General features: G+C 57.0%; 17 protein-coding genes. 8 read left to right on the top strand and 9 right to left on the bottom strand.

Annotated features, from left to right (window positions below):
- Positions 1-448: 448 nt before the first annotated feature.
- The 4 genes from J2D73_RS01620 (at position 449) to J2D73_RS01635 (ending at position 7,565) form a co-directional block, all read left to right on the top strand.
- Entirely contained in the window at positions 449-1,468 is a 1,020-nt protein-coding gene (locus tag J2D73_RS01620; protein WP_207878717.1) for an LLM class flavin-dependent oxidoreductase, read from the top strand.
- A gap of 682 nt (positions 1,469-2,150) precedes the next feature.
- Positions 2,151-2,909: an ImuA family protein gene (locus tag J2D73_RS01625; RefSeq protein WP_243429523.1), complete on the top strand. Its 759-nt coding sequence runs from the start codon at positions 2,151-2,153 to the stop codon at positions 2,907-2,909.
- Positions 2,827-4,392, top strand: coding sequence for a DUF6504 family protein (locus J2D73_RS01630; protein ID WP_207878719.1), 1,566 nt, complete (start codon positions 2,827-2,829; stop codon positions 4,390-4,392). The genes J2D73_RS01625 and J2D73_RS01630 overlap by 83 nt, the downstream gene beginning before the upstream one ends.
- Positions 4,389-7,565: an error-prone DNA polymerase gene (locus J2D73_RS01635; RefSeq protein ID WP_207878721.1), complete on the top strand. Its 3,177-nt coding sequence runs from the start codon at positions 4,389-4,391 to the stop codon at positions 7,563-7,565. The genes J2D73_RS01630 and J2D73_RS01635 overlap by 4 nt, the downstream gene beginning before the upstream one ends.
- A gap of 245 nt (positions 7,566-7,810) precedes the next feature.
- On the opposite strand, the gene J2D73_RS01640 is transcribed toward J2D73_RS01635, so the two are convergent.
- From J2D73_RS01640 to J2D73_RS01675, 8 genes are all read right to left on the bottom strand, one after another.
- On the bottom strand, positions 7,811-9,127 hold the full coding sequence (locus tag J2D73_RS01640) for a CapA family protein (protein WP_207878723.1): 1,317 nt from the start codon (positions 9,125-9,127) through the stop codon (positions 7,811-7,813).
- 33 nt (positions 9,128-9,160) lie between these two features.
- Positions 9,161-10,435 carry a Zn-dependent hydrolase gene (locus J2D73_RS01645; protein ID WP_243429524.1) on the bottom strand — a complete coding sequence of 425 codons (1,275 nt, stop codon included), beginning with the start codon at positions 10,433-10,435 and terminating at the stop codon, positions 9,161-9,163.
- A 134-nt stretch (positions 10,436-10,569) separates the two neighbouring features.
- Positions 10,570-11,565: an ABC transporter ATP-binding protein gene (locus tag J2D73_RS01650; protein ID WP_207878725.1), complete on the bottom strand. Its 996-nt coding sequence runs from the start codon at positions 11,563-11,565 to the stop codon at positions 10,570-10,572.
- A complete protein-coding gene (locus J2D73_RS01655) occupies positions 11,562-13,223 on the bottom strand; it encodes an ABC transporter permease subunit (protein ID WP_207878726.1) in 1,662 nt (553 codons plus the stop codon). Before J2D73_RS01655 ends, J2D73_RS01650 begins: the two co-directional genes overlap by 4 nt.
- The gene (locus J2D73_RS01660; protein WP_207878728.1) at positions 13,220-14,314 is read right to left on the bottom strand and encodes a M24 family metallopeptidase; all 1,095 of its coding nucleotides are present in this window, start codon (positions 14,312-14,314) and stop codon (positions 13,220-13,222) included. The genes J2D73_RS01655 and J2D73_RS01660 overlap by 4 nt, the downstream gene beginning before the upstream one ends.
- Positions 14,315-14,388: 74 nt before the next feature.
- A complete protein-coding gene (locus J2D73_RS01665; RefSeq protein ID WP_207878730.1) occupies positions 14,389-15,423 on the bottom strand; it encodes an ABC transporter substrate-binding protein in 1,035 nt (344 codons plus the stop codon).
- Positions 15,420-16,115, bottom strand: coding sequence for a glutamine amidotransferase-related protein (locus J2D73_RS01670; RefSeq protein WP_207878732.1), 696 nt, complete (start codon positions 16,113-16,115; stop codon positions 15,420-15,422). The genes J2D73_RS01665 and J2D73_RS01670 overlap by 4 nt, the downstream gene beginning before the upstream one ends.
- Positions 16,108-16,782: a GntR family transcriptional regulator gene (locus tag J2D73_RS01675; protein WP_158093416.1), complete on the bottom strand. Its 675-nt coding sequence runs from the start codon at positions 16,780-16,782 to the stop codon at positions 16,108-16,110. Before J2D73_RS01675 ends, J2D73_RS01670 begins: the two co-directional genes overlap by 8 nt.
- A gap of 139 nt (positions 16,783-16,921) precedes the next feature.
- Between J2D73_RS01675 and J2D73_RS01680 the strand changes: the two genes are divergently transcribed.
- The 3 genes from J2D73_RS01680 to J2D73_RS01690 all read left to right on the top strand — a co-directional run bounded on the left by J2D73_RS01680 (position 16,922) and on the right by J2D73_RS01690 (position 19,560).
- Positions 16,922-18,139: a M24 family metallopeptidase gene (locus J2D73_RS01680; protein WP_207878734.1), complete on the top strand. Its 1,218-nt coding sequence runs from the start codon at positions 16,922-16,924 to the stop codon at positions 18,137-18,139.
- A gap of 9 nt (positions 18,140-18,148) precedes the next feature.
- Positions 18,149-19,078, top strand: coding sequence for a LysR family transcriptional regulator (locus J2D73_RS01685; RefSeq protein WP_207878736.1), 930 nt, complete (start codon positions 18,149-18,151; stop codon positions 19,076-19,078).
- A gap of 65 nt (positions 19,079-19,143) precedes the next feature.
- Entirely contained in the window at positions 19,144-19,560 is a 417-nt protein-coding gene (locus J2D73_RS01690) for a VOC family protein (RefSeq protein WP_207878738.1), read from the top strand.
- A gap of 111 nt (positions 19,561-19,671) precedes the next feature.
- On the opposite strand, the gene J2D73_RS01695 is transcribed toward J2D73_RS01690, so the two are convergent.
- Positions 19,672-22,179, bottom strand: coding sequence for a TonB-dependent receptor domain-containing protein (locus J2D73_RS01695; protein ID WP_207878740.1), 2,508 nt, complete (start codon positions 22,177-22,179; stop codon positions 19,672-19,674).
- A gap of 855 nt (positions 22,180-23,034) precedes the next feature.
- Here J2D73_RS01695 and J2D73_RS01700 point away from each other — a divergent pair.
- Positions 23,035-23,203, top strand: a 169-nt coding sequence (locus J2D73_RS01700) for a transposase (RefSeq protein ID WP_207878813.1), incomplete at its 3' end; no start/stop codon positions are given.

Here is a 23,203-nt window from a genome sequence, read left to right on the forward strand (position 1 = left end):
AGACAGATAGCGGGCTGCGTGCGAAAGCGTCTGGGAGACGAGCAGAAAAAAATGGTGTCCAATGAAAGCGTCGATATCGACAAACTCCAGCCTTTTTGTGACGTGGAAATCGGCGGGTATTGCTAAGTCTACGTTCTCTCAAAAGGCAGCGCGACGAATGAGCCGGAGCAACAGCTGAATTCAGGAATCCGGTAAGACTCAGGAAGTTCAGATCGGCAGTGATAACAGGCCTGATAGTGTTCGGTAAAAAAGCGACGATAGATGCGTGCGCGATACATACTGCCGATGGGACCGGAGACCAGATCCGTGGCGGCGCCTCACTCAGACCAGATACGGCAGTGAGGTCTTGCCTCACGACCTTTATCGGACGCTTTCCAATCACGAATTACGCGACAGTCTTTTGTCGCTGCTATATCAGGGGGAAGAAACTCGATCGGAATATCCAGCCATGAAAAATATCGGTTTTCTCTCCTTTGGTCACTGGACGCCCTCGCCGCAATCTCAAGCGCGTTCAGCTGCTGACGTTTTGTTGCAATCGATCGAGCTCGCGGTGGCTGCGGAGGAGTTAGGAGCGGACGGAGCTTATTTCCGTGTCCATCATTTTGCCCGCCAACTTGCCTCGCCCTTTCCCTTGTTGGCGGCGGTTGCAGCCCGGACTACCCGCATCGAAATTGGCACTGCAGTCATCGACATGCGCTATGAAAACCCGTTTTACATGGCCGAAGATGCGGGGGCGGCTGACCTGATTTCCGGGGGACGCCTGCAATTGGGGATCAGTCGTGGATCTCCTGAGCAGGTTGTCGATGGGTGGCGGCATTTTGGCTATCAACCAAACGATGGGCAGAGCGACGCCGACATGGGACGACAGCATGCCGAGGTGTTTCTCGAACTGCTCAAAGGAAATGGGTTCGCAACCCCCAGTCCGCGCCCGATGTTTCCTAACCCGCCCGGTCTGTTAAGGCTTGAACCTTTCTCCGAAGGGTTACGAAACCGCATCTGGTGGGGATCAGGTTCGGACGCGACTGCCATTTGGGCTGCGAAAATGGGAGTGAACCTACAGAGTTCGACGCTCAAGGATGACGAGACGGGCGAACCGTTTCATATTCAGCAGGCTCGTCAGATTCGCGCATACAGAACAGCCTGGGCGGAAGCTGGTCATACACATGCTCCCCGTGTTTCCGTCAGTCGCAGTATTTTCGCGCTGGTGAACGACATGGATCGCGCCTATTTCGGGGGGCAAAAGGATGCGGACCATATCGGCATGCTCGATGAGACGACGCGGGCGATTTTCGGGCGTAGCTATGCGGCCGAGCCGGACGTGTTGGTTGAGCAACTCCGGGGGGATGAGGCTATTGCTGAGGCTGACACCTTGCTGTTGACTGTCCCTAACCAGTTGGGGGTCACCTATAACGCCCATGTTATTGAGGCGATTCTTACTCATGTGGCGCCGGCGCTCGGCTGGCGTTGAAGTCGCTTTTTCGGGAAAAAGCTTTGCCCTATTTACAGTCGTGGCGCCCTTTAACGGGATAGTCCTGAATAGCCTCCGTTTTGCTGGACACCTTGCGTTTTCAAAGCCGAGTTCCTGTTGAACGCGGCGTATGACAGCAGCCTGCTTTTGATGTTTTTGCGGACGGTGTTGTAAAACATCTCGATGTAACCCAGCATGTGTTTTCGCTGGCGCCGTCATGCAGCTATGTGCTTTGCGTGCAGCGCCACATCGGTGGTCTGCCGATTTTCCGTCGATCAGCCCGCCACACAGCAGGAATATTGAAACGGTAATGTGCGAATGGGGGCAGTAAACCCGAGAGTGTTTTCGATTTCGTCCATCACTCAAGACGCTTGCCCGTAACAGAGTCGCCGGAGTGCGTCCGCTTACTAAAGCTGCTTGGTGCCGATCCACCGCGATCCTGGGAACCATGAACGCAGCTCTGGCCATGCGGCACGCCGAGAATGTCGGACGACGCCATTAACCAAGGTTCGCTGCGTCTGAAATCAGCCACTCAACCTTTCGCTCAGCAGTTCTTCGATCTTTCCTGCTGGACTGCTCGTCTGGAGAAGGCTCCTCGCGTTTCGCATTGACTCTTCCATCCGGAATGGAACAAAAAGAGAACGCTAGGCAACCCTGCCGGAAAGACCGATGGACCCTTGATATGGCCGCCCCTGTCACGCCGCCCCCGCTTGATGCCTTGCGTGAAAAAATACGTCGAATGGAAGGGCGGCTGGGCCACAGGAAGGCTGCGGCGCCGCTCGGGCTGCCGGAGATCGACCAGAAGCTGCCGGGTGGCGGACTACCCTTGGGAGCTTTGCACGAGGTGGCGGGAGGCGGCGATGATGCGGTTAATGCTGCCGTGGCTGCACGTTTCTCGGCGGGACTTGCTGCTCTTACGGGGGGGCAGGTTCTGTGGATCGCCAAAAAAGCTGATCTGTTTGCGCCATCCTTGCAACAGGCGGGGTTGCCGCCGACGCGGGTCGTGTTCGTCGAGGTGGAGTCGGACGCAGATGGGCTTGCCTGTTTTGAAGAGGGGCTTCGCCACGGGGGCCTGAGTGCTGTCGTGGCGGAGGTTGGACGTCTGACTATGACGGCGTCGCGGCGACTGCAACTCGCCGCTGAGAGCGGTGGGGCGCTCGGCATCGCCATTCGCCGCTGGCCCCGTCTGGCCAATGGAGCGGATTTCGGCCAGCCGACGGCGTCGTCCACGCGCTGGCGTGTATCTGCCCTGCCGTCGGCAGAGCTGCCAGTGCAGGGCGTGGGACAGAGCCGTTGGTTGTTGGAATTGATCCGGACTCGTGCGGGCGAGAGCGGCGTTTTTGAAGTGGAGGCAGGCGATGGACCGGCAGGACTGCGGATTGCTGGCGCTCCGCCCCCGTCAACGCATCGTATCGGTATGGTTGCCGCTCTGGGCTACTGACCGGTTGCGCCGGGAACTGGGGGACGCAGCTCCTCCCAGCGATGTTCCGCTGATTCTTGCCGGTCGCGACGGCAGTCGGCGTGTAGCGCTAGCGGTCGATCTCGCAGGTCGCAAGATTGGCCTTTCTGTCGGCATGCCGATCGCCAAGGCGCAAGCGCTCTTTCCCGGTTTGGTAGTCATGGACGCCCGCCCTGACGCAGACCGCGAGGCTCTTGAAAGACTGGCGTTATGGCTTCAGCAGCGAGTGGCGCCGATCGTGGCGGTTGACGGTCAGGACGGGCTGGTGCTGGAGACCACCGGGACAGATCATCTTCATGGCGGTGAAGCTGCGATGCTGCGCGATGTCGTTCATCGCCTTCAGGGCGCCGGCTTTACGGCCCGAGCGGTTGTCGCCGATACTCTGGGAACGGCGTTCGCTGTGGCGCGCACCACCAAGGGCGCGGTCGTGGTGGTGGACCCGGGCACTTGCGCGGAGGTCCTGTCGGATTTGCCTATCGGCGTTCTGCGACTGCCGCCGGAGACGGTGTCTGGTCTGACCGATCTGGGGCTGACGCGGATACGCGATCTGGAAAATGCCCCTCGTGGGCCGCTGGCTTTGCGTTTTGGCGACGGCCTCGCCCGAAGGCTTGATCAGGCTTACGGACGGGTAGGAGAGCCGATCCACCCGATCCGTCCAGTCGATCCTGTTATGGTGTCGCGTAATTTCGCGGAACCCATCGCGGCAGCGGAGACCATTGCTCGTTATGTTGGGTTGTTGGCGTCCCCGCTCTGCGTCGAACTGGAGAAGCGCGGACTCGGAGCCAGGCGACTGGATCTGATGCTGCATCGTGTCGATAGCGCCATGCAGGTGGTACGTGTGACGCTGGCCCGACCGGTTCGTGATTCGAAATACCTGACCCGTCTGCTCAGCGAACGGATCGAGACCATAGAGCCCGGTTTCGGGATCGAAAGAATGGAGCTTTTCGCGGCGCAGGCTGAGCCGATCGAGCAGCGGCAACGGGTGTCGGCATTGATCGAGGAACCGACGGCCGATCTTTCGGGGTTGATCGACACGCTGGTCAACCGGCTGGGTAGCGATGCGCTCTACCGTGTCGTTCCGTTGGAAAGCGACGTGCCGGAACGCTCGGTTCAGCGCGTGCCGCCTCTTGCTCCGGTCACTGAGGCTTCTCGCGGGCCCGATCAGTGGCCGCGTCCGACACGGCTGCTGTCAAAACCCGAAGTAGTGCAGGCGGTGGCGGAATTGCCGGATCAACCACCACGGTTCTTCATCTGGCGGGGGATCCGGCGCAAGGTGAAATGCGCCGACGGGCCGGAGCGCGTGTTCGGGGAGTGGTGGAGCCAGGACACTGAACGGACGGTAGTCAGGGACTACTTCCGTGTGGAGGATACGAACGGCGAACGGTTCTGGCTTTACCGTGCAGGTGATGGCGAACATGGAGAAACCGGTTCGCAAAACTGGTTCATTCACGGCATCTTTGGATGACGGACGCCTGCCGCAGCTACGCCGAATTGCAGGCCACGACCTACTTCTCGTTTCTGCGGGGTGTGTCCTCTCCGATCGAATTGTTTGAGCAGGCAAAGGCTCTCGGGCTCGCAGCGCTGGGCGTCTGTGATCGCAATTCTCTGGCCGGAATGGTTCAGGCTCATGTTGCCGCCAAGAGCGTCGGCGTTCGTTTGGTCGTGGGATGTCGGCTCGATCTCGAAGATTCCCCGCCCGTTCTGGTCTATCCGACAGACCGGGCTGCTTATGGGAGGCTGTGTCGGCTGTTGTCGATCGGCAAGGCTCGTGCGGGTAAAGGAAAATGTAGCCTGCGCTGGCGCGATCTCGCCGAATGGAATGAGGGGCTGCTCGTCGTGCTGGCTCCTGAGGCCGCGGATGACGAGTGCGCGGAAAACCTGCATCGCCTGCGTACGACATTTGGCGATCGCGCCTATATGGCTCTGACGTTGCGGCGGCGTCCGAACGACCAGATGCGGCTCTACGAGCTGGCCAATCTGGCGCACGTTCAGAACGTAAAAACCGTCGTCACCAACGACGTGGTGTTTCATACGCATGACCGACGCATTCTGCAGGATGTAGTCACCTGCGTGCGACACGGCGTCACCATCGAGAACGCCGGCTTTGCGCGTGAGCGCTACGCGGACCGCTATCTCAAGTCGCCCGGAGAAATGGCAAGGTTGTTCTCTCGTTACCCGGAAGCAATTGATCGCACGATGGAAATCGTCACGCGCTGCCAGTTCAGTCTTGATGATCTGGCCTATCAATATCCAGACGAGGTCGAAACGCCCGGCCAGACGCCGCAACAGGCGCTGGAAGACTTGACCTGGCGGGCTGCACGAAAAATCTATGGCGAGATCATTCCGTCAGGTGTGAAGCAGAGTCTCGATCATGAGTTGGCTTTGATAGGGCGTATGGACTACGCGCCCTATTTCCTGACTGTGCATTCGATCGTTCGGGAGGCCAGACGCCGCGATATCCTCTGTCAGGGACGAGGATCGGCCGCCAACAGCGCGGTGTGTTTTGTGCTGGGCATTACGGCGATCGATCCTTCGACTACCTCACTTCTGTTTGAACGATTTATCTCTGAGGAGCGGAGAGAGCCGCCCGATATTGACGTCGATTTTGAGCATGCCCGTCGCGAGGAAATCATCCAGTGGGTCTATGACCATTATGGTCGGGATCGCGCCGCCTTGACGGCTGTGGTGATTCGCTACCGGGCCAAGGGGGCGTTGCGTGACGTTGGCAAGGTCATGGGCTTGCCCGAGGATGTAATCGCTTTGCTCAGCAAGCAGATATGGGGCTGGTCACGCAAGGTAGGTATCGAGCAATCCTCTGTTGCAGGCATCGATCTGACCGACCGACGCATCCGTCTGACATTGGAACTGGCACAGAGTCTGATCGGGGCGCCGCGTCATCTTTCGCAGCATCCGGGCGGGTTTGTGCTGACGCGCGATAGGCTGGACGAGCTGGCGCCGATCGAACCTGCATCTATGGATGATCGCCAGATCATCGAGTGGGACAAGGATGATATTGACGCGCTGAAATTCATGAAAGTCGATGTTCTCGCCCTTGGGATGCTCACCTGCATGAAGAAGGGACTGGACCTGTTGGCCGAGCATAAAGGCCAGCATCTCACGCTCCAGACCATTCCGCCCGAGGATCCGCGCACCTACGCCATGATCTGCAAGGCTGATACGATCGGCGTGTTTCAGATTGAATCTCGTGCCCAGATGTCGATGCTGCCGAGGCTCAAACCCCGGACTTTTTATGATCTGGTGATTGAGGTGGCGATCGTTCGCCCAGGCCCCATACAGGGCGACATGGTGCATCCTTATTTGCGTCGGCGGGAGAAGAGGGAGGCGGAGGATTATCCGACGCCGGAATTGAGGGAAGTGCTCAGTCGCACGCTTGGGGTGCCGCTGTTTCAAGAACAGGTCATGCAGGTGGCGATGGTCTGTGCGGGGTTTACAGCCGCTGAGGCTGACGGGTTGCGAAGGGCAATGGCGACCTTCAAGAACACCGGTACGATCGTACAATTCCAGACACGGCTGATGGAGGGCATGGCGCGTAAGGGATACCCGTCGGACTTCGCGGAACGGATCTGTCGGCAACTAGAAGGGTTTGGCTCTTACGGTTTTCCTGAAAGTCATGCAGCAAGCTTTGCCATTCTGGCTTATGCGTCGAGCTGGCTGAAATGCCACCACCCTGATGTATTTCTGGTCTCGTTGCTCAATTCCCAGCCCATGGGGTTCTATGCGCCCGCGCAACTCGTGCGGGATGCGCGAGAGCACGGCGTCGAAGTTCGGCCTGTCTGCATCAACGCTTCCCGCTGGGACTGCACGTTGGAGGGCGAAAAGGACGGCAATGGCCGCTTTGCCGTGCGTTTGGGGATGAGTCTGGTCAAGGGCCTGTTCAATGTCCATGTATCGGCGATCGTCGCTGCGCGTATGCGTCGGCGGTTCGCCTCGATCGATGATCTCTGGCGCCGGGCAGGGGCGCCGCAGGAGGCGCTGATCCGTCTGGCGGAGGCTGATGCTTTCAGGCCGTCTCTCGGGTTGGCTCGGCGCGAAGCGTTATGGATGATCAAAGGATTGCGTGACGAGCCGTTACCGCTCTTCGACGCGGCGAAGCAAGTGCGGGAGGTTGATGAACCAGTCATGACGCTTGCACCGATGACTGATGGCGCCGAGGTGGTCGGAGACTACAGCCATGTGGGCCTCAGCCTGCGAGCGCATCCGGTGTCGTTCCTGCGGCAGAGTCTTCGGGAGAGGGAGATTGTGACTTGCGGGATAGCCATGGGGTCCCGCGATGGCAAGCGTGCAGAAGTGGCCGGGCTGGTGCTGGTACGTCAGCGACCAGGATCGGGAGAGGGGGTTTGTTTTCTTACACTGGAAGACGAAACAGGCATCGCCAATTTGATAATATGGCCGGATATTTTTGAGAAATATCGTCCGATCATCCTGTCCGCGTCCATGATCGCGGCGAAAGGGCGCATTCAGCGTGAGGGAGACGTCGTGCATCTTGTCACATTAGAACTGACCGATCTGTCTCATATGTTGCTGGATGTAGCGTTGTACAGCGATGGAGAGAAAAAATCTGCAGAAATTAATGGGAGAAAGGCTGTGTTATTGAATAAGTCGCGAGATTTTCATTGAAAAGGAACGCCTTTAACGGGGGCTCGCGAGTTGAATTTTTTAATGGCGGACGAGAGGCTCCTAACTTGGTGCCTCTGGCTTTTGGGCTTCTAGCAATACAGACAACTCAGTGGGCTCGGGTACTTCTATGCGCGTTCCTGTAAATATTTTTATTATTTAAAACAAATTGATATTTTATCGACAAAGAACAAGGCATTTTCCTTCCGCGGGCTACTGCTCGCCCACGGAAGTAGGAAGCGTTGGGATCAAGCGTCTGGGCTCCAAAATAGGCGATCATTTTCTCGCGAAAAAACACCTTCGCAACCCGATGACAGTGTCATGAACTTATCGATAATTTTTTCGGCTTCACTGCCCGTTGCGAGTGCTGGGCGCCCGCGAGTATGCGCGTTTCGACTCAAGTTTAAGGACACGGGAAGAATTTCAATGGAGTTTAATTTTGATCCAGAGAAATCGCATATTGGCACAACAGTCTCCCAAAATCGAACATCGGATGGAAAACCTTTGCGGTCGTTTTCGCTGCGCTTTTTATAAACTTGATGAGGCGTCAAATCTAACGCAGCTCGATTAACACTATACGATTCCGCGGGAAGGCGTTCGACCAACTCATTTTGTCCAATAAAGTTTCCGAGGCTGTAAAAAATAGGATGGCCTTTGTAGATTTCCATCCCGCGAAGCAAGTGCGGGCCGTGGCAAACCACGACATCAGCACCTTCATCGATTGCTCGGTGGGCGAACACAGATAGAAAGGGCGCCGGAATTTCAACATCGAACTCTCCAGCCGTGTTATATCCGCTTTCATGAGCATGCAAGCTCACCACAACGGTATCCGAAACAAGCCGAGCTTCGCGCACCCACCTGCAAATATCGCCAATATCACTTTCATTCGCAGTCGTATGTGTGCGTGTGGCGTCGGCTAACGTGAAGGTTGTATTTCCGAAGCTGAGAGTGTTCTCAAGTGCAGGAAAGGCGAAGCCAAGCTGGATCTTTTGCTGACGGTCACGCGCAAGCCCCAAACGCGCATAGATCGACTGCAATTGCTCCATTTCGGCGCCAGTGACGTGGTGCGCCGTATTGAAATGAAGCGGATTGACGCCCGGGCGTCCGGCCATGATCGTCGTCTGGGGCGCGGCCTCCTGTCCACGAGCAAATGTGGAGACGCAGGAGATCATGGCCACGGTGCCGGTGGGGTGAGTGAAGTAAGTCGGGCGTCGCGCTTCCTCAAGATTCGCCCCAATGCCGGCGTAGCAGAGGTTCCGCTTTTCAAGTTCGGCTATTGATTTACGCAGACCAGAGATACCGTAATCAAGACTATGATTTGTCGCGGCAGCAAACAAGTCGAACCCTGCATCCTGAAGTTCATCCAGCACCCACGACCGAGCGCCGAAATGCGTGCCGCCATGGTCGAGCGCTGGATCTCCTTCGAAATCGTTGGGGACCAATTCAAGGTTGGTGAAAGAAACGTCGCATTCGCGAATGATATCGAACAATGGAGAAATTGTTGGGTCAGTCACGCTATTTAGTCGGCGAAACAGAATGCTGTCGCCTGTAAGAGAAAGCTTCATAGTTCCTTAGTTCCAGTCGAAACGAATTTTGCGTCAAGCTGATCTGTTAGCCAGGATTTGGGACAATAGTCTCGAGCCGGCCTTGAAATCCGCGAAATCCATGGCTTCATCCGGATTGTGACTTCCGTTCTGGTTACGTACAAACAACATGGCCGTAGGCACGCCCTGGTTGGCGAAAATCGCCGAATCATGGCCAGCTCCGCTAGGCATGGCAATCGCAGAAATTTCAGAATTTTTTGCCAATGTCATAAGGTCTTTGAGAATTGTGTCATCCATCTGGGCCGGTGTGCTGCCGGTATGGGGGCCGAGCTTGATTTCGACGTCATTATCCATGGCGATCTGCTGTACGATATCAAGAATACGCGCATTCATTTTGCTCAGAAGTTCGAGGAACCGGGAACGGACATCAATCGACAGCCCAACCTTGCCTGCGATTGTGCTGAAATCCGCCTGGGTCGGATCAGTCTGGAAGACGCCGAATGTCAGGGTCATTTCTCCGCCGTCGGCTTCGATTTCCAACCACTCGCGATGAAGGCGCTCGACCAGACGTGCAGCGCCGATGACGGCGTCATGGCGATAAGCTCGCGGAGTAGCGCCCGAATGAGCCCAAACGCCATGGACCTCGGCGTGTCGATAGCGTGAACTGCCGCAAATGCCCGTGACGATCCCTACTTGTGCATTCTTCCCGATGAGCGTCGGCCCTTGCTCGATATGCAATTCGACGAAACAATCGATATGTTTTGGATCAAGACCTGGCTTTTTGAATGCTTCGGCGTTGCCGCCTGCTTCAGCGATATGCTCGGCCAGGGTACGGCGTGTATCTGTGCGCCTTGCCTGCAATGCGGCTGCATCAAGCAGTCCGAACGCGGCCTTGGATCCTATGTAGGAGACAGGGAACCAGGCGCTTTCTTCGGCGCGGATCGCCATCAGCGTAACGTCGCGGGAAGGCGTTGCGCCTTCGCGCACCCAGCCGGACAAAACCGACAGGCCAGCCACGACGCCTGCTGCGCCGTCGAAATTGCCACCCACAGGAACGGAGTCCAGATGAGAGCCTGTCATGACGGCCGGTAGGCTGCGATCGCGACCGGGAAGGGTCACATAGAGGTTCATCGCCCAATCGGTACGAACTTCAAGACCCAAATCGGCAGCAACGGAGCGGACATGGTTGTGTGCGCGCTCTTCGCCTTCGCCGTAGGAGGCGCGCGTAATGCCACGTCCGTCAAAGCCAATAGTTTGGAAGGTATCGAAAAGCGATTGTGCGAGCGCAAAATCAGGTTCCGTACGCCAGGGCGCTTCGTGTGCCATCATGTTCCTCTGGCAGTTCTTGGCGCGTTACTCACGTGAGAAAACCGCGATGGTGGTTGTATGACGTTGCCGCCAGCGTCTTCAAACGCCATTTTATAAATTCATACTTCACATTTTATGTATCTCTAAGGGGGCAATCATTTTGCAAGGGCTGTCGCGTCACGTAAGGAAAAACCGATACGGACCGGCGAACCTGGCACGATAGGTTCGTTTGTATTGCTCACGTTTCGGATGGCCGTGAAGTTCATGTCGCCCACCATGACGGTCAGTTTTTCGCGACCACCCAAAAAAACGATTTGAGAAAGCACGCCGTCAAGGATGTGATCGCGACCATTTGAGGCGTCTCCAACATGTGTGGCCTCTGGACGTATCGCGTATTCCTTCCCGTTGCGCGAAATGAAATTGCAATCGCCAAGGAATGATCCAACGAAGCGGTTAATCGGGCGGGCGTAAAGATCTTGCGGCGACCCGATTTGCTCGATCATACCATCTCTCATGATCACTACGTCATCCGACATATGCAGGGCTTCTTCCTGATCGTGAGTGACGAATAAAATGGTGATGCCAAAACTACGTTGAATATCTTTTATCTGAGTTTGCAACGATTGTCGGATCACGCGGTCAAGCGCCCCAAGGGGTTCATCCATAAGCAGCACGTCAGGTCGAATGACCATCGCCCGGGCGAGAGCCACGCGTTGCTGCTGCCCGCCGGAAAGTTCTGAGGGCAGACGGTCACCAAACCCAGAAAGTCCTATGATCTCCAGCATTTCGTTAACGCGCGCTCTTGTTTCATTCCGGGATACGCGACGCGTCTCAAGTCCAAAAGCAATATTTCGAGCGACGCTCATATTAGGAAACAAGGCGTAATTCTGGAATACCATCCCGATATTTCGTCGGCGAGCTGGAACCTGGGCCATGTTCCGACCACCAATACTTATTTCTCCGGAATCTGCGTATTCGAAGCCTGCAATGATCTTGAGCAGAGTGCTCTTGCCGGATCCGGAGGCGCCAAGAAATGTGCAAAACCTTCCGGCCGAAATATCGAGCGAAATATTCTTGAGTATTCCAGTTCCGTTATAAGATTTTCTTACCTGGTTAAGAGCAACCGGCTTGCCTGAGAAGAAAGAGTTCATGATTTCGACTTCGTGAGCAGGAGATTGATCGAGAGAACCAGCAGAGTTGCTAACGCTACCAAGGTCGATGCTACGGCGACTGTGGGGTTAATGTCCTGTGATACGTTTTCGTAAATAAGGCGGGGTAGGGTGCGACTGCGTACGTCTGTCAGGAAGAGCGCCAGCACCACGTCATCAAAGCTGGTGACAAAAGCAAAAATAGCGCCAGCGGCGACGCCCGGCGCGATGGCGGGAAGTAAGACGCGATATGTGACGCGCAGAGGGCCTGCTCCTAGGCCCGTCGCCGCGTCGAGTAGCGTGGGGTCAAAACGTTGCAAGGCGCTGCGGACCGCGATGAATACAAATGGCGATGCGAGGACAATATGGCCCAGTCCCAGTCCCCAATGCCCGGACAGCAGGTGCAGGGGCGCAAATTCGTAATAGAGTCCTATCGCAAGAGCGATTGCCGGAGCGATCATCGGCATGATGATCAGCATTTCTGCGGCAGTGCGGACGCGTCCGCGCAGGGCGTCGAGACCAATCGCAGCGAGAGAACCAAGGATAGTCGCTCCTGTCACAGCGATCATTCCGATCTGGAGAGAGTTCCAAAGAGCCGCGCGCCATTGGGGGCGTGTAAAAACTTGGTGGTACCACCGCCAGGTAAGGTGCTCGGGTGGAAAGGACATAAATGGCGATGCGCCAAAGCTCATCGGCGCAATGATCAGAAGAGGAAGTATGAGGAAGAAGAGTAGAGCGGCGCCGCATGCGGCGACGCCCCAATCGAGGGGAGATCGCCGGATTGCGACGTCGCTGCGGGTCGCCTGCGTCGCTTTCACAGGGCTGCCAAACAGTCCACCCGGACCGCTTAATCGCTGGGCGCACGCAAAAATCATGACAGACGCCGCCACAATGATACTGGAAAATGCGCCAGCCATTGGCCAGTCCAGTTGATCCTCGACGTTGAAAGCGATGAGTTGCGCCGCCATCGTCTCGCGAGCCCCGCCCATGAGGGCTGGCGTGACGTAGTAGCCAAGAGCGCTCATAAACACGATCGCCGCTCCTGAGCATGCAGCGCGCGAAGTGAGTGGAAGAACAAGCCGACCGATGATTTTGAGCCACGACCCGCCGAGACCTTCTGCCGCGTCCAGTTGACTGCGGTCCAGGCCGCGAAATGCGCTATAGAGCGGCAATACGACAAAGGGCATGAGCACATGGGTCATGCCAATGAGCACGCCGGAAAGATTGTAGATGAATGAAATGGGTGACCGGATCAACCCGGCGTGAAGCAGAAGACTGTTGATAACACCATAGCGTTGCAGGAGGATTATCCATGCTGTGGTGCGCACGAGCGAACTCGTCCAGAATGGTAGAAGCACGCATAGGCCGAGCAGCGCGGCAAGGCGTGGACGGACGCTGGCCATAAGGTAGGCCACAGGATAGGCGCACAACACGGAAAGGATCGTGACTAGGGAGGATATGCCGAATGTCGCCATAAGACCGGCGCGGTAGGCCGGAACAGAAAGCAGGCGCGCGTAACTTGCCAGCGGTCCCTCGGGGTCTGCGAAGCTAAGGACGCAGAGGCGTGCGACAGGATACGCGAAGAACAGCAGCAGGAACAGAACCAGCGGCGCCGTTGCAAGCGCGAGCCGCCTGTTTTCTTTCGGGCGTTGAGCTTTCATCCGCTGGTTAGCAACTGGCGAGGGAAGGTTGTAAGGCGCTCGTATCCGGTGTCTGTAATCGCGATTGTTTCGGACATGCCAAGATTTCCAGCAAGCACGTAGCTATGGAAAACCATACCTGCTTTGAACCGCCAGGTGCTCTGCGGCGTCGCCTCCAGGTTTTCTCCGCCTGCAGGTGGAAAAAGCAGACCGACGGAATAGAAAGTCTTGTTGGTGTATTTTTTTGCGAGTCCGGAGGAGAGAACGCCCTCGCGATAAATAGCATCGGGCACGCTCGCTTCTACATCGGGCGCAACCACTGCAAGGGCGGCGTCCTGGATGGCTACGAGTTTTTCGACCGCACGTAGGATATCCTCGCGGGCGGGACCAATCGAGATCGGCCGCATGAAGCGCGCGTGATATTGTCTGACGCAGGCCATGGCTTCAAGTTGAACAATGTCGCCCACCTCGAGCATGCGGTCGCCATACGCGCCGTGCAGATGGTAAGCTCTCTCTCCAGAGGAAAGAACGCCTGGGCCAGGACTATCGCTGCCGCTCGTGACCATCGCGGAGCAGATCGCGGCTGCGAGATCGCGCTCACTCGCTCCGGCGCAGGCTGCCGCTGCGGCGGCTTGCATGCCAGCCGCCGCAGCTTGCCCGGCCTTGCGCTGATACTCGATCTCGGCGGGGGATTTGATGAGGCGTTTCGTGGAAATGAGGGAAGATGCGTCGCTAATCACGGCATCCGGAAATGCTTCGATAATCGCGCGGTACCTTGCTGCACTGAGAGTCCAGGCCGAGAGTTCCACGGCAAGTTTAGGGCGTTTACCCACTGCTCTCTGAATAGCGAAGAGCCCCACGGAGAGAGGTTCGTCGCTATCTGTCCAGACAGAACGTTTTTGAAATATGCTGCTACGGTCGAGGTAATACTGCTCCATATCTCTGCATATGACGGTTGGCTCTCCGTCCGCCGGAACAATCACGAACTGGAAACTGCTGTAGGCGCGTGTATAAAATCCAGTCAGCCAGGTGACCGACTCTGGAATGAATAGCAGTAGAGCGTCGTGGCCCCCCGCCCGGATGTCAGCCTGGACGCCAGCAAGACGGCTCATATATTCCGCGCGCGAAAATGCTGGCGTAATTTCGCCTGACGCACCCCCAACCGCTGGTGGCGAATAGTTTGTCATCAGCTTCCTTCCATGACGCTTGTGTAGAGTTCCGTCGCCCTGCGCCCGTGCTCCGCCCACCAGTTGCTGTCTATCAGCAAGCCTTTTTCAAGCCTCTCGGGTGTGGATGGGAGACGTTGGAGTCGAGAAGTCGGTATCATCGACAATGCGTCGGTTCTTGTCGGGCCATAGGCAATGTATTTGCTGAGGCGGGATTGAGCGTCCGCTGAGGAAATATATCGTAGCAACGCAAGCGCGTTGTCGCGATCCGGCGCGCCTTTCAGGATCATGAAATAGCCAACCTGCATGATGCTCTGGTCCCAAGCCATGGCGATCGGCAGCCCGGCGTCAATCCCGTCTTGAAACCTGCCGCTCCAACCAAGCGCCATTACGCCATCTCCACTGGCCAGCGCCTGGACGACCTGCGCGGCTGAGGACCACCAGAAGCTGACATATGGCCGAATTTCGCGAATTTTTTCTATCGCGCGGTTGAGGCCAGCGTCCGTAGAGAGTAGCGGGTAAACGTCTTCCTTTTTTACCCCGTCCGCCAGCAATGCAGCCTCCAGAACGCCAGTCGGAAGCGCGGGTAGAAGGCGTTCTCCCGGGTATTTCCTGACATTCCAGAAGTCTACAAAATTTCGCGGCGGGTCCTGTGGAAAGGTGCGTGTGGAATACCCCACAACCGTCGCAAAAATTTCCGATGGTACGCCGTAGGGGTTTCGTGCTCCCGGAATGATATGGCTTTGATCGACCATCGAGTCGGTGATGCGTTCGAATAGACCCAGTCGCGAACCCATGGCGAATCCTGAGCCGCTGCTCGCGACTACGTCCCATGTCACCGATCCGGTTTCGACCATCAGACGAATTTTTGCGAGGGCAGGGCCGGTATCTTCGAGAACAGAAATACCGCTTGCCTTGCTGAATGGTGTAAGCCACGCGTCCCGGACTGCATCCTGATAGGCGCCGCCCCAACTGGTGAACACCAGATCGGAGCCGGCGGCCGGCATGGCCCAGACAAGCAGGCAAGCGGAAAGGAGGGCACGAAAACCCTTCATCCGTGAAGAAGCTTCGCAAAGCGGCTCAGCATGGTCTTTCCGTCGTCTGCGTCACTCGCTTGCGCCAGCAAGTCTTCGATGTTGGCGCCGTCGTGTTCGAGACGACTGCGAACGCCTTCGAACCACTCACGGGCGTCAGCCATCGGGATTTCAGGGTGTCCCTGCACTCCCCAGATTGGCCGATCTCGAAAGCGCCAGATGTGGTTGGGACAAACATCCGATGAAGCGATAATCTGCATGTCGGGATGTCCGGCGCGAACTTCGTCATTATGCCAGACAAACATATGCGTGGTTTTGTTGAAACCGCCACACAAAAGGTCCCGCTCGGCGGGTGCATGGACATCGAGCCATTTGTAGCCGACTTCACAGCTTTCCCTGCGAAACACCTGCTCGCGTCCGCAAAGTGCGGAGGCGAGAATCTGGTGGCCAAAGCAGAGGCCCAGCATGGGTATGTTGCGTGCGGCGCCCTCGCGGATCAGATCGTGCTCGCGGTGGATGAAGGGGATATCCTCGTAAGCGCCATGGGGACTGCCCGAGAGGAAAATTCCTTCATATTCATCAAGTGAGTCAGGGAGCTCGTTGTTGAACGCCCAAAAAACGTCGACTGAAAGATTTTGGCGTTCAAAAAATTGATCCAGACGGCCGGGGGCGTGTTTTTTGGCGCCATTGGCCAGATAGAGAAGTTTAGCCACCGTGGCCCCCTGATTGCTGCAGCAATGCGACGATAGCCTGTTGCGCGTGGTCGATGTGATCGCACATGGCCTGCGCAGCGGCGGCCGGGTTCCGCGCTTCGATGGCATCGAGGATGCGCAGGTGCTCCAGACGCCCGATGTCGAACCGGCCAGGAATGCGGCGGAGGCCGAACATCCGAGTGCGTTGGCGCAAGGCGCCGATCATACGACGAATTTCTCCGTTTTCGGCCGCGTCGGCTATTCCGAGATGAAGCATATCGTCCACGCGCCAATGTTGTTCGTCTTCCACGTCTCCGGCGTCAGTCATCTCCTGCACGGCGGTACGGATCGCAGTGACCTGATGCTGATCCATTTTGGTCGCGGCGATCCGGGCCGCTTCGCCTTCCAGCAGACGGCGCGCGTGAAGGATGTCGATGATTTCACGGACGGAGATCGTTGCGACGAAGAGGTGGCGCCCCTTGCGCGTAAGTAGCCGCTCCGCCTCCAGTCGGTTCAGGGCGTCACGAACTGGCGTGCGGGAAAGCTCCTGCCAGTCCGCGAGGCGTCGCTCCTGAATCAGGTCGCCAGGCGCGAGTTCGCCACTGAGCAGTAACGACAGCAGGCGGGTGTAGGCCGTCCGCGCGAGTGAGTCCGGGGCTGCGCCTTCCGAGGGTGGGAATAAATCCATGACCATTACGATAGCAACATGACAAACTGATGTGCAAGTGGTATACCAACGGTCGTTCGACGGAACACCGGATCAAACCGACAGCGTGGTGGAGCATGGAAGCTCCCGTCCTCGAAGCTGATATTGGGAGTAATTAAGCGTGTCCGACATCGATACCGCACGCGGGTTTGTGGGTGAGACGGGGAGTGGTCGAAAGGTCAGTCTGAGCTTTCATCCGCAAGAGCACGCGGAGCGCCTATCGCGCACCGGCGCCGAGCTTCGGGCCCGAGGGATGGGCGCGCTGCTCGTGTTCGCTCAGGAAAGTCATCTCTATCTGACCGGTTTCGACACTGCAGGTTACGTCTTCTTTCAATGTGGCGTTATTACCGCCGACGGCCGGGCCGCGGTCCTGCTTACCCGCCGTCCGGATCAGGCGCAGGCGCTCGCGGGGTCGCTCTACGAAAATGTCGCGCTCTGGTTTAATGCAGTCGATGAAAACCCGGCAGGCGAAGTCGGGCGGTTGCTGGCGGAACTGGGCCTGTCCGGTGAGCGGATTGGGGTCGAGCTTGCGACCTATGGCTTGACGGGCGCCAACTGGGAGCGCGTGCGCTCGGAGCTTGGAGAGCGTTTCCTTCTCGAGGACGCATCGGACATCGTCCGCAATCTGCGTTTGCGTAAATCGCCCGCAGAACTTTCCATGGTGCGCAAGGCCAGCAGGCTGGCTGACGACGCGGTGATCGCGATGGTCGAGCGCGCCGGGCCGGGAATTATGGATTCCCTCGTCACCGCCGAGGGAGTACGCGCCATGCTGGCTGGCGGCGGCGACATGCCGGCCGGTGGCCCGATGGTGAATAGTGGGCCGCGAGCAATCTATGGTCGAGGATTCGGAGGCGCGCGCCAGCTTGCTGATCAGGATCAGCTTATTCTGGAATTAGGGGCGTCCTTCCAGCGGTATAATGTCTGTATCGAGCACACGGTCGCCATCGGTGCGCCCCTGCCTGCCGCGGAACGCATGCATGCCTGCACGGTGGAGACTCTCGCCGAGGTGATGGACGCGGCCCGTGCGGGCACGCCGATCGGCCATCTCGATGACGTGCATCGCGCAGGACTGGATCGTGGCGGCTATCGCACCGCGCGCTATTCGGCTTGCGGCTACTCGCTTGGCGCAACGTTCCGCCCGACCTGGATGGACGCGCCTCCGATGATCTACTCCGGCAATCCGCTCCTGCTTGAAGCGGGTATGGTCCTCTTTGTGCATATCATGCTCGGAGATGCCGACAGCGGCCTCGCGGCGGGAGTGGGCGAGACATTCGTCATCAATGAGTCAGGGCCGCCGGAGAGATTGAGTACGATCACGCCGCGCCTGTTCCGGAAATAAGGACTGCTGATGGATACCCGATTTCTGGAGACATTTCTAGTTGTCGTTGAGCGCGGTTCGCTGGCGGAGGCTGCGCGCACGCTCAACGTGACGCCAGCTGCTGTCGCCCAACGTATCAATGCGCTGGAAGCCGAGATCGGTCATACGTTGTTGCAGCGCAACGGAAGAACGGTGCAGCCGACCATCAACGCAGCGGCGATTGTCGAGCAGGCTCGGGTGATCGTGGGGCAGGTCAATGACCTGCGCAGCATAGCGGCGCTGGACCGACCTGTCGGCAGGCTGCGCGTTGGCGCCATTCCTACAATGGTCACCGGCCTCCTGCCGGGCGTCCTGCGTCGGTTCGTGCAACAGTTTCCGGGTATCGACTTTCATATTGTCCCGGGATCTTCCGCACAGTTGCTCGCCATGGTGCAGGAAGGTGGCCTCGACGCCGCGTTCATCGTGGAGCCACCCTTCGACCTTTCAAAAACCTACGAATTTCGTACAATCCGTACGGAACGAATGATCGTCATCGCGCCCCCGGAAGAGCCTTCCGACGATCCGTTCGAGATCCTGCGCAGCAACAACTTCATCCGGTATGGTCGCAATCACTGGAGCGGCCGTCTGGCCGACAGTTATATGACCCGGCACAATTTGCGTCCGCATGAACAGATTGAGCTCGATTCTCTGGAATCAATCGCCATTATGGTGAACGAAGGCATCGGCGCATCGTTGGTTCCAGATTGGGCCCCGCCTTGGCCAGCAGGATTGCGGTTGCGCAAGATTTCGCTTCCGTCGCCCGCGCCGCAAAGAAGAATCGGGCTTGTCTGGGGGACTTTGTCGCCACGCGAACGCCTGATCAAACGCCTGCTTCGAGCATTCGACGACAGCGTTGCTGCGCCGCGAGCGCGGTGCCCCCTGCATTCCGAAATTGGGAACGCAAGGTCGGCTTCACTCTGAGAAGAGAAAAACTTCCCTTTGGTTCCTGTGGCGCAAAATAGCGCTCAAATTAACGTAGGAAAACGATGCCCAGACCGTTTCATCTTGCCTTTGCTGTCGACGATCTTGACGCAGCGCGAACCTTTTATGGCAAAGTCCTGGCCTGCCCCGAAGGTCGTAGCAGTGCGACCTGGATTGATTTCGATCTCTACGGGAATCAGATCGTCACGCACCTTGTCCCGGACGCATGCAAAGCTGCCGGGGGTGGAGCGGTTGACGGTCACAATGTTCCAATCCCGCATTTTGGCGCAGTCCTCGAGATGTCGGAGTGGGAAGCATTGGCCGGACGACTGAAGGCCGCAGACGTTCGCTTTGGAATGGAGCCTCAGGTTCGGTTCGTTGGGCAGCCGGGCGAGCAGGCTACGATGTTCGTCTTCGATCCTGCGGGGAATGCCCTTGAATTCAAGGCATTCAAGGATGATAGCGCGCTGTTTGCACGCTGATCTTCGTAAGGCGGATCCGGTAGGATTCGCCTTGTTCTTTTGGTGATACTAAAGAAAAACGGCCGCATCGAGATCGATGCGGCCGTTTCTTCATTCAGAGGTAGGCGCTGATCAGTAAGTCGCGTTCACCCGGAAGTAGTAGTAGCCGCCGTTGAAGCCGATCTGGCTTGCGTAAACGTCGTAAGCCTCGGCGTTGTAATAGCGACCGTCCATGGGCAGCTTTTTCGGCATCCGGTTTGTCAGGTTGTTTGCGCCTACAGCGAGATGTACGCGAGGGAGAACCTGATAACCAAACTCAATGTTTGTCGTCCACACCGGCGGGTTGATAAACTGGAAGAAATGGGTGGAAGAGTATGCATAAGGACCTGACTGGTAGGTCATCATGTCTTTCGTCTGGCCCCAACGCATTTCCTGAAGCATGACGTCGAACTTGTCGCGTTTCCAATGCGCGCCCATGATGATCTTGCTGCGCGGCGTATTGCTTGTGAGATAGGAGATTCGCTGCGCATTGAGAAGCGGATTGCCGTTGGTGTCATTTCCAAGGTGCGTTAGCGTGGTGCGGTTGAGATCGATCCCAAGATTGAGGTCGAGCACTCCGTTCTTTTTCATATCGAGATGATAGTTGGATACGATATCCAGCCCCTGGGTTCTGGTGCTAGCGCCGTTGGAGTAATAGCTAGCTGTCACGGCGCTTGCCGCGATGGACGAGGGCACCTGAATGCCTGACGCTTCAATTGCGTTCACGGCCTGTTCGCCGGAGTATGTTCCGCCGTTCACAATCCGGTCGCGAATATTAATCTGATAGACATCCGCTGTAATATTGAAGTTCTTGATCGGTCGAATGACGACGCCGCCGCTCGCATTTGTCGAGTATTCGGGCGTAAGCGGCACTGCGCCCAACTGTCGTGCGGCCGCGGAGTTCACCGCGAGCTGACCGCCAGCGTACGTGGGGGCTACCCCGAGGGTCGCATAATGCTCTTCGGCGAGCGTCGGGGCGCGAAATCCGGTGCTGATCGCGCCACGGATGGCGAATTGTGGCGTGAAATCGTAGCGTGCGGCAATCTTGCCAGTCTTGGCGTCGCCTGCGTCCGTGTAGTGCTCGAAGCGTCCCGCGATATCGACGTCAAGATGCTTGATCGGTTGCATGTCGACATCAAGATACCCTGCGTAGACGTCGCGATACCAGATGCCTGCATTTGTCGGCGACAATCCGACGAGGGCCTGGGACCCGGCTCCGTAGTAAGATGCAGGGTCGCCCGCGCTCATCCGATAGCTTTCCATGCGGTGTTCAGCGCCGAAAGCGACGTTGATCGGTCCCGCCATGAGATGGCCGACCGGAATGGATCGCTTGAAGTCGAGATTATTGGTCCACTGTGTGGAGGTCAGTCCGCGCAGATGAAAGTTGGTGGGCGTGTAGCCGTAAGTCGCCAGATAACTCAAATTGGCGGAATTCGTCTGATTGATATTGAATATATCTTCGCCGTAAGTGCTGCTCAAATCCCAGCCAAAACCAAGAAAATCATCGCCTTTGACGCCTACCGTGGCGGCAAAGTCGTTTTCCTCTGATGTGTCGACAGGATCAAAGCCCCAGGGATAGTAGCTGGGCAGCGGCGTCTGTGTGGCAGTACGGAAGAACTGCGGAGATTCTGCGTGACGATGGCCGTAGATGACGTTGCCGTAGAAATAGGCCTTGTCGTGGAGAATGGGCTTGCCCCAGTTGATCGCGAAATTTTCACGCGTCTGATCAGGTTCGCCCAGCTGATGGAAATCTTTGCGGCCCGTGCGGCTGTCGACCAGATCGTGTGAGGTCAGGTCATTGTGCTTGAACTCAAAAGCCATGCGAACAAAGCCGTCGCTGCCCCATTTGAAGCCATGGTCGCCACGTAGCAGATAAGTGAAACCGTCACCCGCGTAGTTTGCGCCGACCAGCCCCTGTTCGGACCCGCCTTTGGGACCTTTTTTCAAGATGATATTTACGACGCCCGCGATTGCGTCAGAGCCGTACTGTGCCGCGGCGCCGTCTCTCAGAACCTCGATGTGGTCGATCATGGCGACCGGGATCATGTCGATGTCGACGGGTGTTTCCCCGGAATCGGGACCTTTGTCCGAGTTGATGTTCGCCGTCGTATGGCGACGCTTTCCGTCTATCAGTATGAGGACCTGATCAGGATCAAGGCCACGCATCCGGATCGAGGAGCTCAACGCTCCCTGGTCGGTCTGATGGTCCTGCATGTTGATGGCTGGATTGACGTTAATCAGGGCCGAGCCAAGATCCGGCATACCGGTTGAAAGCAGAGTCTGCGATGTGATGACGTCGATCGGCGCGATGTTGTCGGTCACTTTGCGGGCGACATTTCGGTTGCCGGTGACCACCACCATTTCGTTTGGAGAGGACGCGGAGGAACGCCGCGCACCGGCCGCAGGAGTGGTCACCTGCCTTGCCGGGCGTGCGGGAGCGGATGCGGGCGTTCCGGTAACCATCTTCTGGGCGGAGCCGTGAAGTCTGGCATTGGTCTCTGCACTGTTTGTTGCAGCGAGAAGCGGTGACGAGGCATAGACCGTGATAAGAGACGTCGCAATGAGGGTGTGCGGTAGATAACTTTTAGGACTAGGCGTCACTTCTATCCCCTTCCCGGGTATGCGCGGAGCATGAACGCGGCGCTGAATTGTGGAATGACCAGAGGTCGCCTCGCCCGAAACAATGGCGGGTTGATATGGGGTCAGCTGGATGTGGTGTTTATTGCGAAACTGCAACGCACTGAAGCCCAGAAATTGTGTCTTCAATGCCAAAGAATTCTTGCGGCGACGCTTTCGTTGGAAGATGTGGCTAACTGAGGTTTGCGGTATATCGGTGGAGAGTTTCGATGATGGCAGGCTCGAATTGGACGACTGTGAAAACTGTTAACTCGGAGTTTTCTTGGCGTCCGTAGTGCCCCTGAATAAATCCAATTTAGAAGTAATTCCTCATATATTTTTATATTTATTTAAATTGTGCAATTTATTTTCTATATGCTGTGAGTTTTTTTTTGCTATTGTGATTTTTTATTATTCCATTAATTCTTTGATCAAATCGATATTATAAGGGATCATTGAAGCAACCCGAATTCGGACGATCATGCCTGCACTGCGGCGACATTCTTTGTTTGTTCTGATGTAATGGAATGCCTACGCGATAACGATACAACACGGTTTCTATGAGCAAGCGGCTATGCGTAGCTTATTTGCCAGCCCGACCGTCACGATCCGGAGGGGCGGGCGGCCCAAACCATACCGTCGCATCGGAAATTACGGGAAAATGGAAAAAATCTCTAAGACATGCGCTAGTGGCGTTGCTCTGGGGATGCGGAGAGACGCGCTCGAGAAAGAGTTACTGAGTTCGAAAGCAACGTAATCTGCGAGCGGATAACTGTTGAGTTGGAGCTGGTTTGCTAAGAGCCTGTTTGGAAAATCGGTCTGATGTGATTCAAGCTCTGGATGTGGACGCCAGAGCAGAGGGGCCGGATGGCCAGGATCACCCGCAAGACGAGACGCTACCCGTCTGACATGACAGACGAGGAATGGGAGCGGATCGCGCCGTTGATGCCAAGTCCTGGGCGTCGTGGCCGCCCACGAGAGGTCGCATTCCGTGAGGTGATCAATGCGG

The organism is Acetobacter sacchari (genome assembly GCF_017377715.1).
In the GTDB taxonomy this organism is placed as follows: domain Bacteria; phylum Pseudomonadota; class Alphaproteobacteria; order Acetobacterales; family Acetobacteraceae; genus Acetobacter; species Acetobacter sacchari.